15 protein-coding genes are annotated in these 16,861 nt (G+C 40.5%); 7 read left to right on the plus strand and 8 right to left on the minus strand.

From position 1 onward, the window contains the following. Nucleotides 1-177: 177 nt before the first annotated feature. Complete coding sequence (locus ACE1CA_RS20450) at nt 178-867, plus strand: ATP-dependent Zn protease (RefSeq protein ID WP_413280047.1); 690 nt, start codon at nt 178-180, stop codon at nt 865-867. Here the strand turns inward: ACE1CA_RS20450 and ACE1CA_RS20455 are convergent. Then, nucleotides 849-1,847, minus strand: coding sequence for a GGDEF domain-containing protein (locus ACE1CA_RS20455; protein ID WP_413280046.1), 999 nt, complete (start codon nt 1,845-1,847; stop codon nt 849-851). The genes ACE1CA_RS20450 and ACE1CA_RS20455 overlap by 19 nt on opposite strands. A gap of 573 nt (nt 1,848-2,420) precedes the next feature. On the opposite strand from ACE1CA_RS20455, the gene ACE1CA_RS20460 reads away from it, so the two are divergent. After that, nucleotides 2,421-2,555 (plus strand): hypothetical protein, encoded by a 135-nt coding sequence (locus ACE1CA_RS20460; protein WP_413280045.1) that lies wholly within the window; start codon nt 2,421-2,423, stop codon nt 2,553-2,555. A 339-nt stretch (nt 2,556-2,894) separates the two neighbouring features. After that, complete coding sequence (locus ACE1CA_RS20465; protein WP_413280044.1) at nt 2,895-3,941, plus strand: diguanylate cyclase domain-containing protein; 1,047 nt, start codon at nt 2,895-2,897, stop codon at nt 3,939-3,941. Nucleotides 3,942-4,082: 141 nt separating this feature from the next. Here ACE1CA_RS20465 and ACE1CA_RS20470 read toward each other — a convergent pair whose 3' ends face one another. From ACE1CA_RS20470 to infC, 3 genes are all read right to left on the minus strand, one after another. Beyond that, the gene (locus ACE1CA_RS20470) at nt 4,083-4,559 is read right to left on the minus strand and encodes a Crp/Fnr family transcriptional regulator (protein WP_413280043.1); all 477 of its coding nucleotides are present in this window, start codon (nt 4,557-4,559) and stop codon (nt 4,083-4,085) included. Between the two features lie 108 nt (nt 4,560-4,667). Then, nucleotides 4,668-7,700 carry a HEAT repeat domain-containing protein gene (locus ACE1CA_RS20475; RefSeq protein ID WP_413280042.1) on the minus strand — a complete coding sequence of 1,011 codons (3,033 nt, stop codon included), beginning with the start codon at nt 7,698-7,700 and terminating at the stop codon, nt 4,668-4,670. A 353-nt stretch (nt 7,701-8,053) separates the two neighbouring features. Continuing rightward, nucleotides 8,054-8,587, minus strand: a complete 534-nt coding sequence (infC, locus tag ACE1CA_RS20480; protein ID WP_413280041.1) for a translation initiation factor IF-3 — start codon at nt 8,585-8,587, stop codon at nt 8,054-8,056. Between the two features lie 347 nt (nt 8,588-8,934). Here infC and ACE1CA_RS20485 point away from each other — a divergent pair, with 347 nt between their 5' ends. Next, entirely contained in the window at nt 8,935-9,894 is a 960-nt protein-coding gene (locus tag ACE1CA_RS20485; protein WP_413280040.1) for an alpha/beta fold hydrolase, read from the plus strand. 39 nt (nt 9,895-9,933) lie between these two features. Here the strand turns inward: ACE1CA_RS20485 and ACE1CA_RS20490 are convergent, their stop codons facing one another. Continuing rightward, a complete protein-coding gene (locus ACE1CA_RS20490; RefSeq protein WP_413280039.1) occupies nt 9,934-10,260 on the minus strand; it encodes a BON domain-containing protein in 327 nt (108 codons plus the stop codon). A 305-nt stretch (nt 10,261-10,565) separates the two neighbouring features. On the opposite strand from ACE1CA_RS20490, the gene ilvN reads away from it, so the two are divergent. Then, complete coding sequence (ilvN, locus tag ACE1CA_RS20495; protein WP_413280038.1) at nt 10,566-11,087, plus strand: acetolactate synthase small subunit; 522 nt, start codon at nt 10,566-10,568, stop codon at nt 11,085-11,087. A 75-nt stretch (nt 11,088-11,162) separates the two neighbouring features. Here ilvN and ACE1CA_RS20500 read toward each other — a convergent pair whose 3' ends face one another. Both ACE1CA_RS20500 and ACE1CA_RS20505 read right to left on the minus strand, forming a co-directional pair. Continuing rightward, entirely contained in the window at nt 11,163-12,164 is a 1,002-nt protein-coding gene (locus tag ACE1CA_RS20500; protein ID WP_413280072.1) for a zinc-dependent alcohol dehydrogenase family protein, read from the minus strand. A 199-nt stretch (nt 12,165-12,363) separates the two neighbouring features. After that, on the minus strand, nt 12,364-14,715 hold the full coding sequence (locus ACE1CA_RS20505) for a glycoside hydrolase family 31 protein (RefSeq protein WP_413280037.1): 2,352 nt from the start codon (nt 14,713-14,715) through the stop codon (nt 12,364-12,366). Between the two features lie 130 nt (nt 14,716-14,845). On the opposite strand from ACE1CA_RS20505, the gene ACE1CA_RS20510 reads away from it, so the two are divergent. After that, on the plus strand, nt 14,846-15,055 hold the full coding sequence (locus tag ACE1CA_RS20510) for a type II toxin-antitoxin system HicB family antitoxin (protein ID WP_413280036.1): 210 nt from the start codon (nt 14,846-14,848) through the stop codon (nt 15,053-15,055). A gap of 33 nt (nt 15,056-15,088) precedes the next feature. Then, nucleotides 15,089-15,382: a hypothetical protein gene (locus tag ACE1CA_RS20515; protein WP_413280035.1), complete on the plus strand. Its 294-nt coding sequence runs from the start codon at nt 15,089-15,091 to the stop codon at nt 15,380-15,382. Between the two features lie 144 nt (nt 15,383-15,526). On the opposite strand, the gene eno is transcribed toward ACE1CA_RS20515, so the two are convergent. Next, entirely contained in the window at nt 15,527-16,825 is a 1,299-nt protein-coding gene (gene eno / locus ACE1CA_RS20520; RefSeq protein ID WP_413280034.1) for a phosphopyruvate hydratase, read from the minus strand. Between the last annotated feature and the right edge of the window lie 36 nt (nt 16,826-16,861).

Raw genomic sequence — 16,861 nt, forward strand, 5'->3', positions numbered from 1 at the left:
TGTGAAGAACAATTAACTAACTGTTTTAGCAGTACTTTCCCGCTAAGTCAAGGGGCAGTGAATTTTAGATTTTTGATGTGCGATTTTAGATTTTTAAAAGTCAAACCTCAGATTTATTGATATGCTAAAGAATGGGTTTATAATAAATGTGCTTAAGAGTTTAATTTATCTGCCAAGATGAGCAAAACTAGCTTGAATTTAATCGCTATTTTAGTCTTTGCGATGACACTTTCCGTTCTGCTGGGGCCTTGGCTACATATATCACCTTACGTCTCGGCGATCGCCACTGCGATCGTTTTAGGTTTTACCACCCTGGATACTTTCACTTGGCAAGGGCAAGGTGGAAATTTAATTATAGATTTGTTAGCCAGTACTTCACCTGAGCATCGCGCCCGGATCGTGCGTCATGAAGCGGGGCATTTTTTAGTGGCGACTTTATTAGAAATTCCGATCGCAGCTTATTCCCTCAGTGCTTGGTCAGCTTTGCAGCAAGGACATCCCGGACAAGGAGGAGTAAGATTTGCCGATCGAGAATTGGCATTTGGGTTAGAACAAGGGATTTTATCCTCTAAACTTTTGCATCGCTACGGCACAATTTGGATGGCTGGAATTGCAGCGGAAATTTTAGTTTACGGTAATGCGTTAGGTGGTGCAGAAGACCGGGAAAAACTGAGAATTACTCTGGCTCAATTGGATATTTCCGCATCAAATTATCCTCAGCAAGAACGTCACTTTATTCTCCAAGCTCGGACTCTTTTACAATCTAATTGGGATGCTTATGAAGCTTTAGTAGCAGCAATGGAAAAACGGGAATCGGTAGCTGTTTGTCAACAAATTATTCAACAACATCAATCTTCTTCTGATTGAGCAATGACTCGATTTCGTCCATCACTTTTAGCTTTGAGTAAGTTTCGATCGGCCCGATCGATTAAGCTGATTCCTTGATCGTCATCATCGTCTTTGAGCGTGGCAACTCCAATACTAACCGTAATTTGTAGCGGTAGATTTTTGTCAATCATGAAGGGTTGGTCGCCAATTATGGAATTAAGTCGTTGGGCAACTAATTTGGCTTCTTGAAGTTTGGTATTGCTGAGGATAATTACAATTTCTTCACCACCGTAGCGAAATGGGGTATCTTGAAAACGTAGATTGTGTCGCAAGCGAGCGCTGAGTAATTGTAAAACGCGATCGCCTACTAAATGACCGTGAATATCATTCACAGATTTAAAGTAATCCACATCTAAAATTAGCAAACTTAAAGGTGTAGAAAGATTTCGAGCATTTTCAATTTGGCGTGGTAATTCCCAATCTAAAGCGCGACGATTATTCAATTCTGTTAAGGGATCGGCAAGCGCGATCGCCGATAAATAATCATTACTCTGCATCAAATTCCGGTAAATTTGTGCTTGCCGCACTCCCGTTTGAATCTGAGAATTGAGCAGTAAATTTTGTAATCTCCACTCTGCTTCCGCTAATTTACTGTTAGTTTGCTTTGGCGACAACCAGCAACAAGCATCCGCCCCCGCTTCTAACGCCGCTGCTCTCAATCCTGACTCCCAATTCCATCCAGGCAAAATTTCTTCCAGAGCATTTATCGGTTGGTCTAATACTAGAATGCAGTATATCCAGCCTAAATTAGAATTTTGCTTCAGTAGGCGACAAAGTTCCAAGCTGCTTGCCCGATCTGCTGGCAAAATTACTAAATTCGGTTTTTTTGCCTGAATTGAAGACAATACTTCCTCCTCAGACTGTATTACTTCAAAGTTACGAGTTGCTAAACCATCCAAACGATCTAGAAGTGTGCCGTAAAACTCAACACTTCCAACTATTAAAATGGAAGTATTCATTTGGTGTATTTCATTTGATGTATAAATAAAAAGAAGTATCTTACCAAAAAAGGAATAACTTGATTTTCATGACAATGGTAAGCTACAGTAAATTCACTAGGCGAAGTAAAGTTATTTACACAGATGCTTATAAGTGTATCTAGATTTTCAATAACTTTGTCTAGTCATACATTCGATCGCTCCTCGCTTAATTTATATTTTGTTGAATTGAAGCATAAATTCGGATCATTAGCAACAAAAGCCAGAAGCGGGCTGCCCACTTTTTATTGTTTATTAGCTTTCCCCTGATAATCTATTATCTTACTTTTATTTTATTTACTAGCTTTGATTAACTACTTATCACCATAAGCTACCGTTTTTTATATCCGAAATCCTTATATATTTTGATTAAATTTTTAAAGTTTTTCCGGCAATTGATATAATCTTTAATACTTCGTAATTTATTTTAATTTAACTAATGATTTCTTGAATTATTTGTCATAAATTTAGCAAATTGAATTAATAATAACAGTTTTACATGGATAGCCATCAAGTAAAGTTAACTGAATAAGTATTTTAGTTGTTATTAGGGATATGTCAATACTAGCGATCGATAGTTATCAGGCGATGAAAAAAAGCTACCTTAAAAAGAAAAAATATCGTACTATTGGCATTACTGCTAGTGCTTTTTTAGGAAGATCGATCGTCCAGCCTAACCATAGATTGTAATCAACTTATCAGCAAACCATTACCAAAAAATGTATTTTTTGCAAAAATATAGATAAAAATTTCGGAATAAGCTATATATATAGCAACCAATGTTCAGCAATTCCAGAATTGACTTCAGTGAATTTATCTACTCAAACTTTCAAACAACAAAGCTTTGTAGATAATTCTAACGAATAGATTCAACATATACATCAAGCTATTATTTGCACTGATGCAAAAAAAGTTTAATTGCTGGAGCAAATCCTATAAACAAATGCTAATTTAATCAATGCTTGAACGGCTTTAGTTAACAACTGTTGTTTAGAGCAAAAAAATGAGTTTACCAAGAAAAATTGTCGAATGAATACCAGCCAACCAACCCCATACAAAGCCGATATTTTAGTTGTTGATGATAAACCTGATAACTTGCGGTTGTTATCTACCATGCTCACAGAACAGGGCTATAAAGTTAGAAAAGTAATTAGTGGTGAATTAGCACTCAAAGCTTGTCAAATCATGCCACCAGATTTGATTTTACTTGATATCAATATGCCCAATATGAATGGTTACATGGTATGCCAAAAATTAAAATCTTGGAAAGAAACTCAAGATATTCCAGTAATTTTTATTAGTGCTCTTGATGGCGTAGTAGATAAAGTAGAAGCATTCGCTCATGGGGGAGCAGATTACATCACCAAACCTTTTGAAATTCAAGAAGTATTAGCTAGAGTTAAAAATCAACTAACTATTAGAGAATTACAAAAAAAATTACAACAACAAAATTATCTATTATCTCAAGAAATTAAAGAGCGCCAACGTGCAGAAGCCGAACTACAAAAAGTCAACAAAGAGCTTCATCGCCTCGCTAGTTTGGATGGTTTAACTCAAGTAGGCAATAGGCGTTGTTTTGATGAAAACTTTAACCTAGAATGGCGGAGAATGCAAAGAGAAAAAGCACCCTTATCTTTGATTCTTTGCGATGTTGATTATTTCAAACTATATAATGATACCTACGGACATTTAGCTGGAGATTTTTGTTTAAAGCAAATAGCACAAACAATCAACGATACCTTAAAACGTCCTGCTGATTTAGTAGCACGTTATGGGGGAGAAGAATTTGCCATTATTTTACCTAACACCTATCTTGAAGGCGCAATTCACATAGCGGAATTAGTGCAGCAAAACATCAAAAATTTAAAAATTGTTCATGGCAAATCTTCTGTTTCTGAATATGTCACTTTAAGTATGGGGGTTTCTTGTGTAATTCCGCAAGTAAATTTAGCCCCCAATCAACTAATTGATATTACTGATGAAGCGCTTTATGCAGCTAAAGCTCAAGGGAGAAATTGCCTGGTGACTAAAGTTTTAGAAATTCCGGTGGAGAAGGGAGAGAAATTAATTAATTAAAAAAGGTTTTGGCGACTGGGGGCTGAGATTTCTTAGAAATCAAGCATTCGATCGCTCTATCGTAGTTGAGTACCCGAAAAGTTGATTTAAGCGTGACACGCAGCTTTAGTCCTCAGCTTTTTATATTTTTGGATTAATTGATTATTTCTGTCGTACTGCATTAGTTGAATCCTCCACTCCTCTTGTTTTAGGTTGAGCGTTAATTTTGTCATTCAACTCTCGAATGCGACGGGAAAGTAACCGAATAATGTTAATAGCAATTCCTGGTGTTTCTTCAATGGCATCGTAGAGTTGTTGTTGGGTTAACATCAAACATTCACAGTTTGCTAAAGTCGAAACGGAAGCGGAACGAGGTTCGGCATCAAATAAAGACATTTCACCAAAGCAAGCACCAGGCCCAAGTTTAGCTAATTCTTGGTTGCCGATGTGAACTTTTACTTGACCAAGTACTACGATATAGAGCGATCGTCCTTCTTGTCCTTGAGTAAAAATCGTATGTTTAGCCGGAAAAGATAATTCATCCATTACCGAAGCTAATCTCACAAGAAAATCATCCCGCAATTCTTGAAAGATCGGTACGTTTCTCACAAATAATAGTCTTTCAACACTGGTTAACATTGACTGCTAATTATTACTAATTATTTATTGCTGGAATAGGTTGTTGGTCTGGTAATAGTTTTGAGTTTTGAGTTTTGAATTAATAACTTAAAACTTAGAACTTAAAACTCAAAACTTATTTAGAAACTCTGCCATTAATTGCTGCACTTGAGCAGCTACTAAGCGATCGGGGTCTTGTTTCAGCTTCGGAAGTAGTTCGGGTAAAGAACGGGGGGAAGCTACTTTTAGGTAAGCAATTGTCGCTTCTCGCACAAAACCAGTGGGATGACGCAGACAAGCTAAAGTTGGTTCAGCTGTAAGATTCCAACGCATCGCAGCAGCTAAATGGAAACAACAAGCTAAAGACCAATCTGATAAAAAGCGCCTTAAAGATAGCAATCGCCGAATGCGATCGCGGGCTTCCAATGGCTGATAAGCTATTATACCTGCCAGATTCCGCAATTTTTCTTCTTCTGAATGTCTTTCTAAAACGGTCAGTAATTCTCGTTTACTGAAGATATCAACTGTTTGGTCTAATATTTCTAACCCCCTTGCCATGTCTGATATGGAACCCGATCGTAAATTAAATGCTGCTGCTTGGATAGTATCTGGCGAATAAAGAAACTTCATTAACAGAAAACACCGTTCAGCCGCATCTGTTAGATCGCCTTGAAATGCTTTAAAAATTAAATCTATTTCTGGAATTTCCAAATTTGCTGCTTTCAGGTCTACCATCGCTGCATAAAGTTGACCTATAAACATTAATTCTTGACCGATTAATGTTTCTACACCACTGCGACCTAAGCGATCGAGAACAGCATCAATTCCCGCCTCTTGGGGTAATTTCAGCAAAATTTGCAGAATATGGCGGCGTGTATTTCCCCAAGCAGTCATCAAATTAGCCACTAACACATTTTGCGCTTCTTTAGTTCCAATTCTTCCCAAGACATCCCAGGCGTACCTTCTGATTAAATCTGGTTTTTGGATATTGGTTGCTAAACTTAGCACCATTGGAATTGCTTCATTTTCCAACCTTTCCAAAGCGCGAATTGCTGCTTCTCTGGTGGCTTTATGTTCCAATCCCCGGAGCAGGGCAGGATAGTATTCTTCTAAATGGGTAGCTGCGATCGCTTCAAGTAAAGCCCGCCTTACCCGCAAAGATTTATCCTGTAACAAACCGGGAATATTCACCCGTAGCGCTTGTAAATATAACGCATCTCCCAGCGCCCGACACCCCATCACCCGTTCTTCTTCATCAGGGTGAGTCAGCATTCGTCTTAAAGCCGAAGTCGCCTCAGCCTTTTGCACCGTATTTCCCAATCTCAGCAACAAAGCCGCAGCTGTTCCCCGCACTACCGGGTTAACCTCTGGCTCAAGATAAGGTTTTAATGCTCGTAAATCTGGGTTAGGTTCAGTTAACCAGATATAGCGCAACGCCAATGCCAACACTTCCGGCTGAAGATTTTTAGGGGTTGGGGGTTGGGGGTTGGGGGAATTCTCTTCTTCCCTACCCCCTAACACCTGACCCCTAACATCTTCTCTTTCTTCATCAATCAGAGCTTTAACGTAAGGTAAATAACTAGTGTTAGGAGCAATTAGCATACTTTCCAGACTTTGGTATTGCAAAGCTGGAGGTAAAACTTTTAGTAATGGTGCTAATACATCTCCCACATTTTGCGGGTCAATTTGAGTTAGTAATTCGATACAGGAACGTTTATCTGCTTCCGAGCTATTTGTACCTTCTAAAGCTTCGACTACTGCTCGTTTAAGGATGCGTAAATCGACTTCTCCGACTCCGCTTAATTGTCCTCTTTGGGCGCTGAGAACTAGTAGGTCTAGGTAGCGCGATCGTAACAGCCAAACTGTCAGCAACCAAACCAAAGAAATTAACACAATTCCTAAAACAATCAACCAACTTAGCAGATTTACTTTATCTAATCGGGAACTGTTGTGACTAACCCAATTCAACACCCAAATTACTGATAAAATCCCAATTCCTGTTAACCCAGTTGCCACAGGTTCAGCAATACCGCGTGCCTTTGTTTCAACATTTCCTCGTAAATTATCAGGGATTGGTTGAAATAAAACCGAAGATGTACTTGCAACAAAAGTGTAACGCAACAACTCATCAGAGAACTTTAAAACAATTAAACCAATAAATAACGGTAACAATCCTATCAGCGGCAATAAACCCAACGTACTCAACACCGCTCCAGGCAACATAGCAGTCAGAAATACCCCCATCCGTTCAATAACTCGGCTGGAAATAAACCATTGAGTAATTAATTCAAAAATCCCTACAATCCCACTAAATAAACCCAAAAAACTCGCAATTTGTTTGACATCAAACTTTAATTCCAACTGCGTTAAATATTGAAAATCAATTAACAACAGGAGGATTTGCGAAATTATAAAAAATCCAAATAAATAAATCGCGTATTCTTGTAATGGCCCTTTCAACCGTCGGTTAGTATACTCTGATTGCTCGTCCTGCAAATCTCGATATGGAGCATCAGGGAAAGCTTGTTTATAACGTTGACTCAAATAAAATAATATTCCCGCACCCAGCACCAACATTCCTGCTGATACCAGAATGACATTATTTAAACCTACTAATCTCAGTAACAGAGGTAAAGAAAAACCGCTTAATACATCTGCGACTAAAACCCCACTACTAATTAAAGGAAAGGTGCGTTTAATTTCGCGAATATTAAATAATTGATTAGCCGTTAGTGAAGTAGTTAAATGATTAAGAGAGTAACCACCATCTACCCACAGAGGTAATACAAATATTGTCAGCCAACCTAAAGAACCAACCTCTAAACCTAACCGAAACAGTAACAAAGGAATAGCTGAAATTAAACCAATTAAAACCACAAATCGCCGCAGTGGTAAAACCCTTTGCATCCAGGTAGAAAGAATTCCTAAACCTGAACCCATGACAGCGCTAGCTATGTAAATCCAAGGCAACTTATCCGAGCCATACTGTTCTAAGAACAGAGCTACCGTTGTCGCTTCCAACCACAAAAGACCCACTGAAGTCGTAGTGTAAACAGCAAACATCAACAGGGTTCGTTCGCTTTCTTCAGCACGAAGATTCAGCCCTTGTAGCAATATCCGCCACCATCCACGTCCATTAAACAACGGATTTTTCAGCGTCATCTGAATCTCCGAATCGATACTGCACACCTGCTAATTTTAGCCACACTGTAATAAAAGATTCACAGTTCATCATCATTTTTTACCAGATTAATGAACAATGAACCATCAACAATTAATTATATTGCTGATACTCATGGCAAAATTTCTCGGCAATGTCTAGTGTGACAAGTTTTGCCGATCGTTGCACCACGATAATAAGAGAGTATCACAAAGGAAGGCAAGGGAGATGGAGAGCAGAGGGGCAGAGGGACAGAGGGGCAGGGGAGCAAGAAAAGTACCTAACTTGAAACTCCTCCGACTCTCCAACTTAAAACGCAAAACTCTCCCAGTCCCTAGTCCCCAGTCCCCAGTCTCTACTTTTTCGGTGCTAACAGTAACATCATGTTGCGTCCTTCTTTTTTGGGCGCTTGCTGCACTTCTCCTAGTTCCTGCAAATCTGATGCCATGCGGTTGAGTAATTCTTCTGCTAAGTTGCTGTGCTGAATTTCTCGACCCCGAAACATTACGGTAGCTTTGACTTTGTTTCCTTCGGTTAAAAAGCGCTTGGCGTGAGCTATTCTCACTTTGTAGTCATGGTCGTCAATGTTGTAGTGCATTTTTACTTCTTTGACTTCAGCTGTGTGCTGCTTTTTCCGGGCTTCTCGCGCTTTTTTCTCTTGCTCGAACTTGAATTTGCCATAGTCCATGATGCGGCAAACTGGGGGGTCGGCTTTATCACTGACTAAAACTAGGTCTAGTTCTTTTTCGTTGGCGATCGCCATAGCTTCTCTAGGAGTTATGATCCCTAGTTGAGAACCATCGGTGTCGATTACTCGAATTTTGGGAAATCTAATCCGTTCGTTGATTTGAGGTTGATTATTTGTGCGTTTTGTTTCTATTACTGTCATTTAGTTGGGTATAAAGTTAATTAACAACTCAATTGAGCCTACAAGCGGCAGTTATGGGCATTACAGACAACATCAACGTGAACTTTAAAGTCAAAGCAGGAAACCGCCACAATTATCTACCAGCTTGTCTTTCGATTCTACTCAGCTTAGTTTTTTTCGGCTCATTCTTAATTTTATTTTCCATTTGCCTGTTTTGTCTCTATCGAAGGCTGGGACTGGGGACTGGGGACTGGGGACTGGGGACTGGGGACTGGGGACTGGGGATTGGGGCCAGCTATTGCGCGAAACAAAGACTACAATGAGAGTCGAAGGTAGGTTTTGTAAATATTTTTAAAGCAGAGGTTAATGTGAGAAGTTCCCTGCATTGGCAGCAACGAATTGGCTCTCAGAGAGATTGGGTTTGGCGGGGTTGGCAAACTCGGTACACTTATATTCGTTCTCCTCAGTCTGCGGCTAATGCTACACCATTAATTTTGTTGCATGGTTTTGGAACTTCGATCGGACATTGGCGGCAAAATTTGGATGTGTTTAGTCAGGTACATCCGGTTTATGCTCTGGATATGTTGGGTTTTGGGGCTTCGGAAAAGGCTTCGGCACGCTACAATGTGAGGCTTTGGGTGGAGCAAGTTTATGATTTTTGGCAAACTTTTATCCGTCAGCCTGTGGTTTTAGTGGGTAATTCGATCGGTTCTTTGGTAGCTTTGACAGCAGCCGCTACATATCCACAGATGGTGGCTGGGGTGGTAATGATGAGTTTACCAGATCCTTCTTTGGAAGAGGAGATGATTCCGCAGCAATTGCGATCGCTAGTCGCCACCATCAAAAACCTCGTATTGTCCCCATTACTCCTGAAAACTTTATTTTATTGGGTCAGACATCCCCAACGAGTCAAAAGTTGGGCGGGACTAGCATATTCTAACCCGGAAGCTGTCACCGATGAACTAGTAGACATTCTCACCGGGCCAGCCCAAGACCGAGGTTCAGTACAAGCTTTTTGCGCTATCCTCAAAGCTATGACCACTTCGGGATTTAACCCCAGTGTCAAATCCTTGCTTCCCGGTTTAAATGTTCCCCTGTTGTTATTGTGGGGCGCACAAGACAAGATGGTTCCCAAAAAATTAGCCCAGCAATTCATTAAATATAATCCCAATTTACAGGTAATTGAAATCGAAAATGCCGGACATTGCCCCCATGATGAATGCCCAGAGCAGGTTAACCAAATTATCCTAAACTGGATTGATTCATGGCAGACAGCCACTAATCAATTTCCAGCGACACCTCAGCAACTAGTGGTTAAACGCTCTTAGGCATTAGATCATCTTTGACTAGAAAGAACTGAAAAATGCTTAATCAACCTCAACTTGATCGGTGTCTACAGAAGTGGCACCACTAATTCCACCAGCGATCGACACCGCTTTGTTTAAAATGTTTTGACTGGGAACTTTTCCTTTCAAAACTACAGTACCACCAGTTTGAGCTACCCAAAGAGTTTCGATATCACCTAAGCTAGGATCTTCATCGAAAGCTAGGGCAACTCTTTTGGCTAAACCGCTCTCATCATACTCACCATTCAATCCTACTCGCTCTGGGTCAATGTTACCCTCAGTCGGTGCTGGGTTTGTCTGAGCATCAGCAGGTTTTTCCATTCCAAATAGTCGCTGTAACCAACCCATTGGATTTTCCTCTAATAGCAGCTAACATGAACAATACTAAATTAAACAATTTTTGTCATTTTGCAACATGAATCGCCAGAAGGATTTATAAATATTTTTCTTTCCTCTGCTCGCTTGGGTTGGTAGCTGGCAGAATCAATAAAAGATGCTTAAGTAATTTTTTAGCCCAACAATGCCAGTAATATAGTAATTATTACTAAAGCTGCTTTTGCAATGTTTGGGTCAGCAGAAAGGTCGGTGTTACTAGAAGTGCATCGTGCTGTCCGCAGCAAAAGCTGTCTGCACTGAAGGATTTGTTAGTGATAATGAAACACACACTTTCTGTTTTAGTTGAAGATGAAGCTGGGGTATTATCTCGGATTGCAGGTTTATTTGCTCGTCGGGGTTTTAATATTGAAAGTCTGGCTGTGGGGCCTGCGGAACAAATGGGCATTTCTCGGATTACGATGGTAGTACCGGGGGATGACAGAGTAATCGAGCAGCTAACTAAGCAACTTTACAAGTTAATCAATGTCCTGAAAGTTCAGGATGTGACTGAGATTCCTTGCGTTGAGCGAGAATTGATGTTGATAAAGGTGAATGCTACTGCTAGTACTCGTTCGGAAGTGCTTGAGTTGGCGCAAATTTTCCGGGCGCGAGTTGTGGATGTGTCGGAAGATTCGTTAACTATTGAAGTGGTGGGCGATCCTGGTAAAATGGTGGCGATCGTCCAAGTACTCCAAAAATTCGGAATTCGCGAAATTGCCCGCACTGGTAAAATTTCTCTGACTCGTGAATCTGGCGTTAATACCGAGTTCCTCAAGTCTTTGGAAGCAAAACTAGTTTAATAATCTGCGTAAGTTGTTGCGCTTTAGCGCTCTTACCGAGAGTGGCAATAAGAGCGCTAAAGCGCAACAACGTACTTAATCGATCGATAGTACTAATTTACCTGTAACTGAGCCGGATTCTAACAAGCGATGAGCAGCAGCAGCTTCGGCTAAAGGAAAGGTTTGACTTACATGAATTTTTAGCTGACGTTGCTCTATTAAACGGGCTGATTCTGTTAAAATTTTGGCTTGATGTCGCTGATCTTCCACTAAGCCTTGCAGCATCGGTGTCAGCATTAATTCTAAGCTAATTCGCAAATTCCGTAATCTGGCAGTTTTTAAATTCCCCTGCGTCACATCGGGTTCTAAAATACTGACAAGATCTCCGTAAACTTTTACTGCGGAAACGGTTTTAAAGAAGGTTTCGCCACCAACTGTATCAAAGGCTAAGTCTACTCCTTCTCCATCTGTCCAATCTAATGCGGCTTGGACAAAATCGGTTTGTTTGTAGAAAATAATTTCATCTACACCTAGCTGACGAACAAAATCAGCTTTTTCTTGGTTACTAACGGTGGTGCAAACTTCTGCACCTTGTAATTTTGCCAGCTGGATGGCTACGTGCCCAACTCCACCCGCACCTGCATGAATTAAAACTTTTCTTCCGGCTTCTAGGTGGGCGCGATCGTACAATGATTCCCAAGCTGTAATAATCACTAAAGGTGCGGCTGCTGCTTCAGCAAAACTCAGGTTTTTCGGTTTGTACGCCACAAATTTTTCATCTACAACTACTTTTTCGGCGTAATTCCCTTGTCTGGTGCCTAGTCCACCACAACAAAAGTATACTTCATCGCCAACCCGGAATTTTTGCACACCGCTACCCACTGCTTCAACAACTCCTGCACCATCACATCCCAAAATAGCAGGCATTTGGTCTGGGTAAAAGGTTCCTCGTTTCCGCAGTTTGGTGTCAATGGGGTTGACTCCAGCGGCGTAGAGTCGGACGAGGATTTCTGTGTCTTTTTCAATTTTAGGGTCTGGGAGTTCCTGAATTTGCAGGACTTCTGGAACTCCTGCTGCTGTCATTAATGCTGCTTTCACGGCTGTTTCTACAAGTGTTTGTTCAATCAAATTTAAATTTTACATAATTGAACCGCAAAGGACGCAAAAAGCGCGAAGGAAGAGGAGAGAAGGAAAGGTACAAAGCTAGTTCGTTGTGAGGATTTTAATCTTTACTATCTGGCAAAGAGAAGACTAAAATCTTTACTACAAACTTTACTGGATTATCTTGAATAACGAACTAGAAGGTTAATTTTTTGGGAGTTCCATCGTCTTGAAAGCGTTGTTTGCCAACACCAATAACTTGTACAATTACTTCTCGATTTGGTGGTTTCCATTCACCTTGACGTGCGGCAATTTCTACAATTATTTGTTGTTCTTGATGGTAAAATTTGTAATTTGTCGTGGCATAAATGCCATTTTCGTAAGCGAAAGTTTCGCCGTCATCTTCATAGAAAGTTAACTCGCTATTTGCACCTGGGTAAATTCGCAAAGTTAAAGGATCGATCGCCCTTTCCCCCACATATTGCATCACGGGAGACAGGGGAATTATTGCTCCTGCACGCACAAAAAGTGGCATTTTTTCTAATGGTGCATCTGCTAAAATATGGGTTGCACCTTGATACTTTTCACCCGTCCACCAATCATACCAAATTCCTGCGGGTAAGTAGACCGATCGACATTCCACACCCGGACGATAAATTGGTGCAGCTAAGATATGAGAACCGAGTAATACTTGATCGTAAAGATGATAAGTTTTCTGGTCATTTGGATAATGATAAAGTAGCGGTCTTAAAATTGGTGCGCCAGTGGTTGCAGCTTCCCAAAAAAGTGTGTAAATGTAAGGGATTAGCTGATAGCGTAACTCGATATATTCTCGGCAAATCTTTTCTACTCTTTCCCCAAAAACCCAAGGTTCATGTTGTGCTGTACTTAACGCAGAATGTCCGCGCATTAATGGGTAAAGTATGCCTACTTGCATCCAACGGGCGAACATTTCCGCCGTTGCATTGCCAGCAAAACCGCCAATATCGCAACCAACAAATGCGACTCCTGATAATCCCATGTTACAAAGCATTGGCAGGGACATTTCTAAATGTTCCCACAAAGATTGATTATCACCCATCCAAACTGATGACCATTTTTGAATGCCAGCAAAACCCGATCGCGTCAACACAAAAGAACGTTTTTCCCGATGTTTTTTCAACCCTTGAAAACAAGCTTTAGACATGGAAAATCCATATAAATTATGGACTTCGGCGTGAGTTGCCCGTTCATTTTTTGGCCCTTGGGGTGCATCTAAAGGGAACCAAATTTTATTACCTGGATCTCCGAAAGGTCGATCGTCCAAAGCAGGTTCATTCATATCATTCCAAATGCCAGCAACCCCAATATCTGTAAGAGATTTTTGTAAGTCTCCCCACCAGTTTTGCACATTTGGATTTAGGAAATCAGGAAATACTGCTTTATCGGGCCAAACATAACCATGAAATAATTTTCCATCAGCATTACGTACAAAGCAATCTTGTTCTATTCCTCGATCGAAAACACGGTAATTTGCTTCTGGTTCGTACTTGACTCCCGGATCGATAATGGTGACAGTTTTAAAACCATTATTTGCTAAATATTGAATTAATTTTGCTGGTTGGGGGAAACGTTTTGGACTCCAAGTAAATACACGATAACCGTGCATATAATCAATGTCTAAATGGATGACATCGCAGGGAATTTTGCGCGATCGAAATTCTTCTGCTAACTCCCTAACTACTGTTTCTGATTCATAACTCCAGCGACATTGATGATATCCCAAAGACCATTTTGGCGGCAAGGGCATTCGTCCAGTTAGTTCGGTATAAGTGCGAAGAATTTCGGGAATTTCCGGGCCATAAATAATGTAATAATCTAACTCTGGGGCGTGAGATCCCATTTGCAAAATTCCCGGTTGTTGGGCACCAATATTAAATTGACTCCAAAAAGTAGTGTTAAAGAAAATGCCATAAGCAAACCCTGTTTTCTGTTCATGGGGGCGCAAGGAAATAAAAAAGGGAATTGCTTGATACATTTCATCGGTGAGAATGCCGTAATCTAAAGCATCAACCGTCCAATTAGTTTTGATTTCACTTAATTTATTAAGTAAACCTGTGCGTTCTCCAAAACCATAAAAATTTTCGTTAGGTTCAATTTTTTTCCAAGCTGCAACGCTACCCATGCGCCAACCCATGTTTAATTGTGTATCTTGGGCGAAGGGACGATTATATTTATCAAAACAAGCGATCGCACAAGGTTGGCGTTGAATATAAACTCGAATTTGTGCGGTTTCAATTTCGATTTTTTCAGGTGTTTCTCGGATTTCAAAATTAACTGATGACCATTCGTTATCATCTTTAGTAACTGCCCAAGAACGACGGGGTAAAAATTCGCCAGTTGGTGACATTTTAACTCGGACAAGGTTAGGTGCTAGGATAGCGATCGCCACAGTTGCGCCAACACACTCACATAAAACGCCACGTTCATCGCGTTTAACAGTTTGTACCGCCCCAATAGATGACCAAGCTTGTTCATTTACGGGTAATTGTCCGAAATATTGTGGCATAAGTTTATGAATTAGTAGCTAAAAGCATCTAACAACCAAGTAGGGAATTCGATCACCTATCGATAGGTAGGTTTAAATATTTGGGACAGACGTTCTAGAATTATATAAGGAACAAAAAGAGACAAAGAATATGCGATATAAGGTCAACTTGAAAAAAACTGATGAAGGATACGTCGTTTGGTGTCCTTATTTACCCGGTTGTTGTTCCCAAGGTGAGACAGAAGCAGAAGCATTGGAAAATATCAAAGATGCGATCGAATCATACCTAAAAGTAGTTAATGAATTAAATCAAGGTGATGAGTTTCGCTATGTAGAAGTTAAAGAACCAACTTATGCCTAGTTTGCCAGGAATAAAAATTTGCTGTGAAGATTTATGACACAAAAAACTGTACAAGTAGCAATTCCGTTTGAATCCTTAATAGATGTTATTTCCTCACTAAATCTCGAAGATAAACGCAAGCTTTGGCAAATGTTAGACGAAGAAATTTCCCAAGCAGAAGAGGATTTACTGGAAGAAGACCCGACTGTAGTCGCTGAAATCGAAGCAGCTAGGATTGCTTACAAAAATGGAGATTATCAAAGTATTGATGAGTATATCGCTAGTCGGCTTGGGAAAAATCCAAACTTTGTTTTTGAAACGCAGATGAAAGCAGATGAACGCAGATGAAAAGGAAGAGGAGGAAATTATAGCGTTTCTCGATCTGATGAGGTACGGCTCTAAGAGCTAAATTGCTGATTAATCAAGGGTTTTGCTGTACCTCACTTAACTAGGAATCGCTATAGAATAATTTTCTCCTCTCTCTCCTATCACTTAGGATTTTTTAAACTTCGACCAACCGGAATAAACCGCTTTACTTCCTAACTCTTCTTCAATGCGAAGTAGTTGGTTATATTTAGCGAGTCTTTCACCGCGACAAGGCGCACCAGTTTTGATTTGTCCTGAACCAGTAGCAACCGCTAAATCTGCGATAAAATCATCAGGAGTTTCGCCGGAACGGTGACTGGTCATGTTAGTATATCCGGCATTGTTGGCTATTTTAATCGCGTTTAAAGTTTCAGTAACCGAACCAATTTGGTTCACTTTAATTAAAACAGAATTACCTACGCCATCTGCGATCGCTTGCTCAATAATTTTCGGGTTAGTTACAAATGCGTCATCCCCTACCAATTGAATTCTACTGCCCAAGCGTTTGGTCAACAATTGCCAACCTGACCAATCTTTTTCGCCTAAACCGTCTTCAATAGAAATAATCGGATATTGATTTACCCAACCTTCCCAAAGATCGATCATTTCCTCGGTAGTTTTCCGACTTTTATCAGACTTATAAAACTCGTATTTGCCGTCTTCTTCCCGGTACAATTCGCTAGTCGCAGGATCGAGGGCGATCGCCACATCTTCCCCAGCTTTTAATCCTACCTTATTAATCCCTTCTAAAATTACCTCAATTGCTTCCACATTGCTTTTCAAACTAGGCGCAAAACCGCCTTCATCACCTACCCCAGTACTATAACCTTTCTGCTTCAAAATTGATTTGAGAGCGTGATAAACTTCTGCCCCCATACGCAAAGCTTCGCTGAAATTTGGTGCTCCCACAGGGCCGATCATAAACTCTTGAAAGTCTACGTTATTATCAGCATGAGCACCACCATTGAGAACATTAAACATTGGCACAGGCAGTAATATTGCTTCATTGCCGCATAAGTTGCCTAAGTAGCAGTAAAGGGGTAATTGTGCCGAAATTGCTGCCGCCCTTGCCACTGCCATCGATACACCTAGAATTGAGTTTGCACCCAAGTTAGATTTGTACTCGGTGCCATCCATTTCCAACATTTTCTTATCAACACCTGCTTGATCGCTGGCATCTACACCTTTGAGGGCAGGGGCAATAATTTCATTGACATTTTTTACTGCCTTGAGTACGCCTTTGCCCCCGTAACGCTGGGGATCGGAGTCTCTTAATTCCAAAGCTTCCCGACTTCCGGTAGAAGCACCAGAAGGTACTGCTGCCCGTCCTTTGCTACCATCTTCGAGGGTAACATCAACTTCAACCGTTGGGTTGCCGCGAGAGTCGAGAATTTCTCTGCCATGAATGGATGCGATCGCTACCATAAAATCAACTTCCTCTATTAATGTTAACTAGTACTA

The sequence above is a fragment of the Floridaenema evergladense BLCC-F167 genome (assembly GCF_041929205.2).
In the GTDB taxonomy this organism is placed as follows: Bacteria; Cyanobacteriota; Cyanobacteriia; order Cyanobacteriales; family Aerosakkonemataceae; genus Floridanema; species Floridanema evergladense.

Bases quoted from the DNA above. Each gene is read 5' to 3' on its own strand.
- ACE1CA_RS20450 (WP_413280047.1), top strand. From the start codon at position 178: ATGAGCAAAACTAGCTTGAATTTAATCGCTATTTTAGTCTTTGCGATG.
- ACE1CA_RS20455 (WP_413280046.1), bottom strand. From the start codon at position 1,847: ATGAATACTTCCATTTTAATAGTTGGAAGTGTTGAGTTTTACGGCACA.
- ACE1CA_RS20460 (WP_413280045.1), top strand. From the start codon at position 2,421: ATGTCAATACTAGCGATCGATAGTTATCAGGCGATGAAAAAAAGCTAC.
- ACE1CA_RS20465 (WP_413280044.1), top strand. From the start codon at position 2,895: ATGAATACCAGCCAACCAACCCCATACAAAGCCGATATTTTAGTTGTT.
- ACE1CA_RS20470 (WP_413280043.1), bottom strand. From the start codon at position 4,559: ATGTTAACCAGTGTTGAAAGACTATTATTTGTGAGAAACGTACCGATC.
- ACE1CA_RS20475 (WP_413280042.1), bottom strand. From the start codon at position 7,700: ATGACGCTGAAAAATCCGTTGTTTAATGGACGTGGATGGTGGCGGATA.
- infC (WP_413280041.1), bottom strand. From the start codon at position 8,587: ATGACAGTAATAGAAACAAAACGCACAAATAATCAACCTCAAATCAAC.
- ACE1CA_RS20490 (WP_413280039.1), bottom strand. From the start codon at position 10,260: ATGGGTTGGTTACAGCGACTATTTGGAATGGAAAAACCTGCTGATGCT.
- ilvN (WP_413280038.1), top strand. From the start codon at position 10,566: ATGAAACACACACTTTCTGTTTTAGTTGAAGATGAAGCTGGGGTATTA.
- ACE1CA_RS20505 (WP_413280037.1), bottom strand. From the start codon at position 14,715: ATGCCACAATATTTCGGACAATTACCCGTAAATGAACAAGCTTGGTCA.
- ACE1CA_RS20510 (WP_413280036.1), top strand. From the start codon at position 14,846: ATGCGATATAAGGTCAACTTGAAAAAAACTGATGAAGGATACGTCGTT.
- ACE1CA_RS20515 (WP_413280035.1), top strand. From the start codon at position 15,089: ATGACACAAAAAACTGTACAAGTAGCAATTCCGTTTGAATCCTTAATA.
- eno (WP_413280034.1), bottom strand. From the start codon at position 16,825: ATGGTAGCGATCGCATCCATTCATGGCAGAGAAATTCTCGACTCTCGC.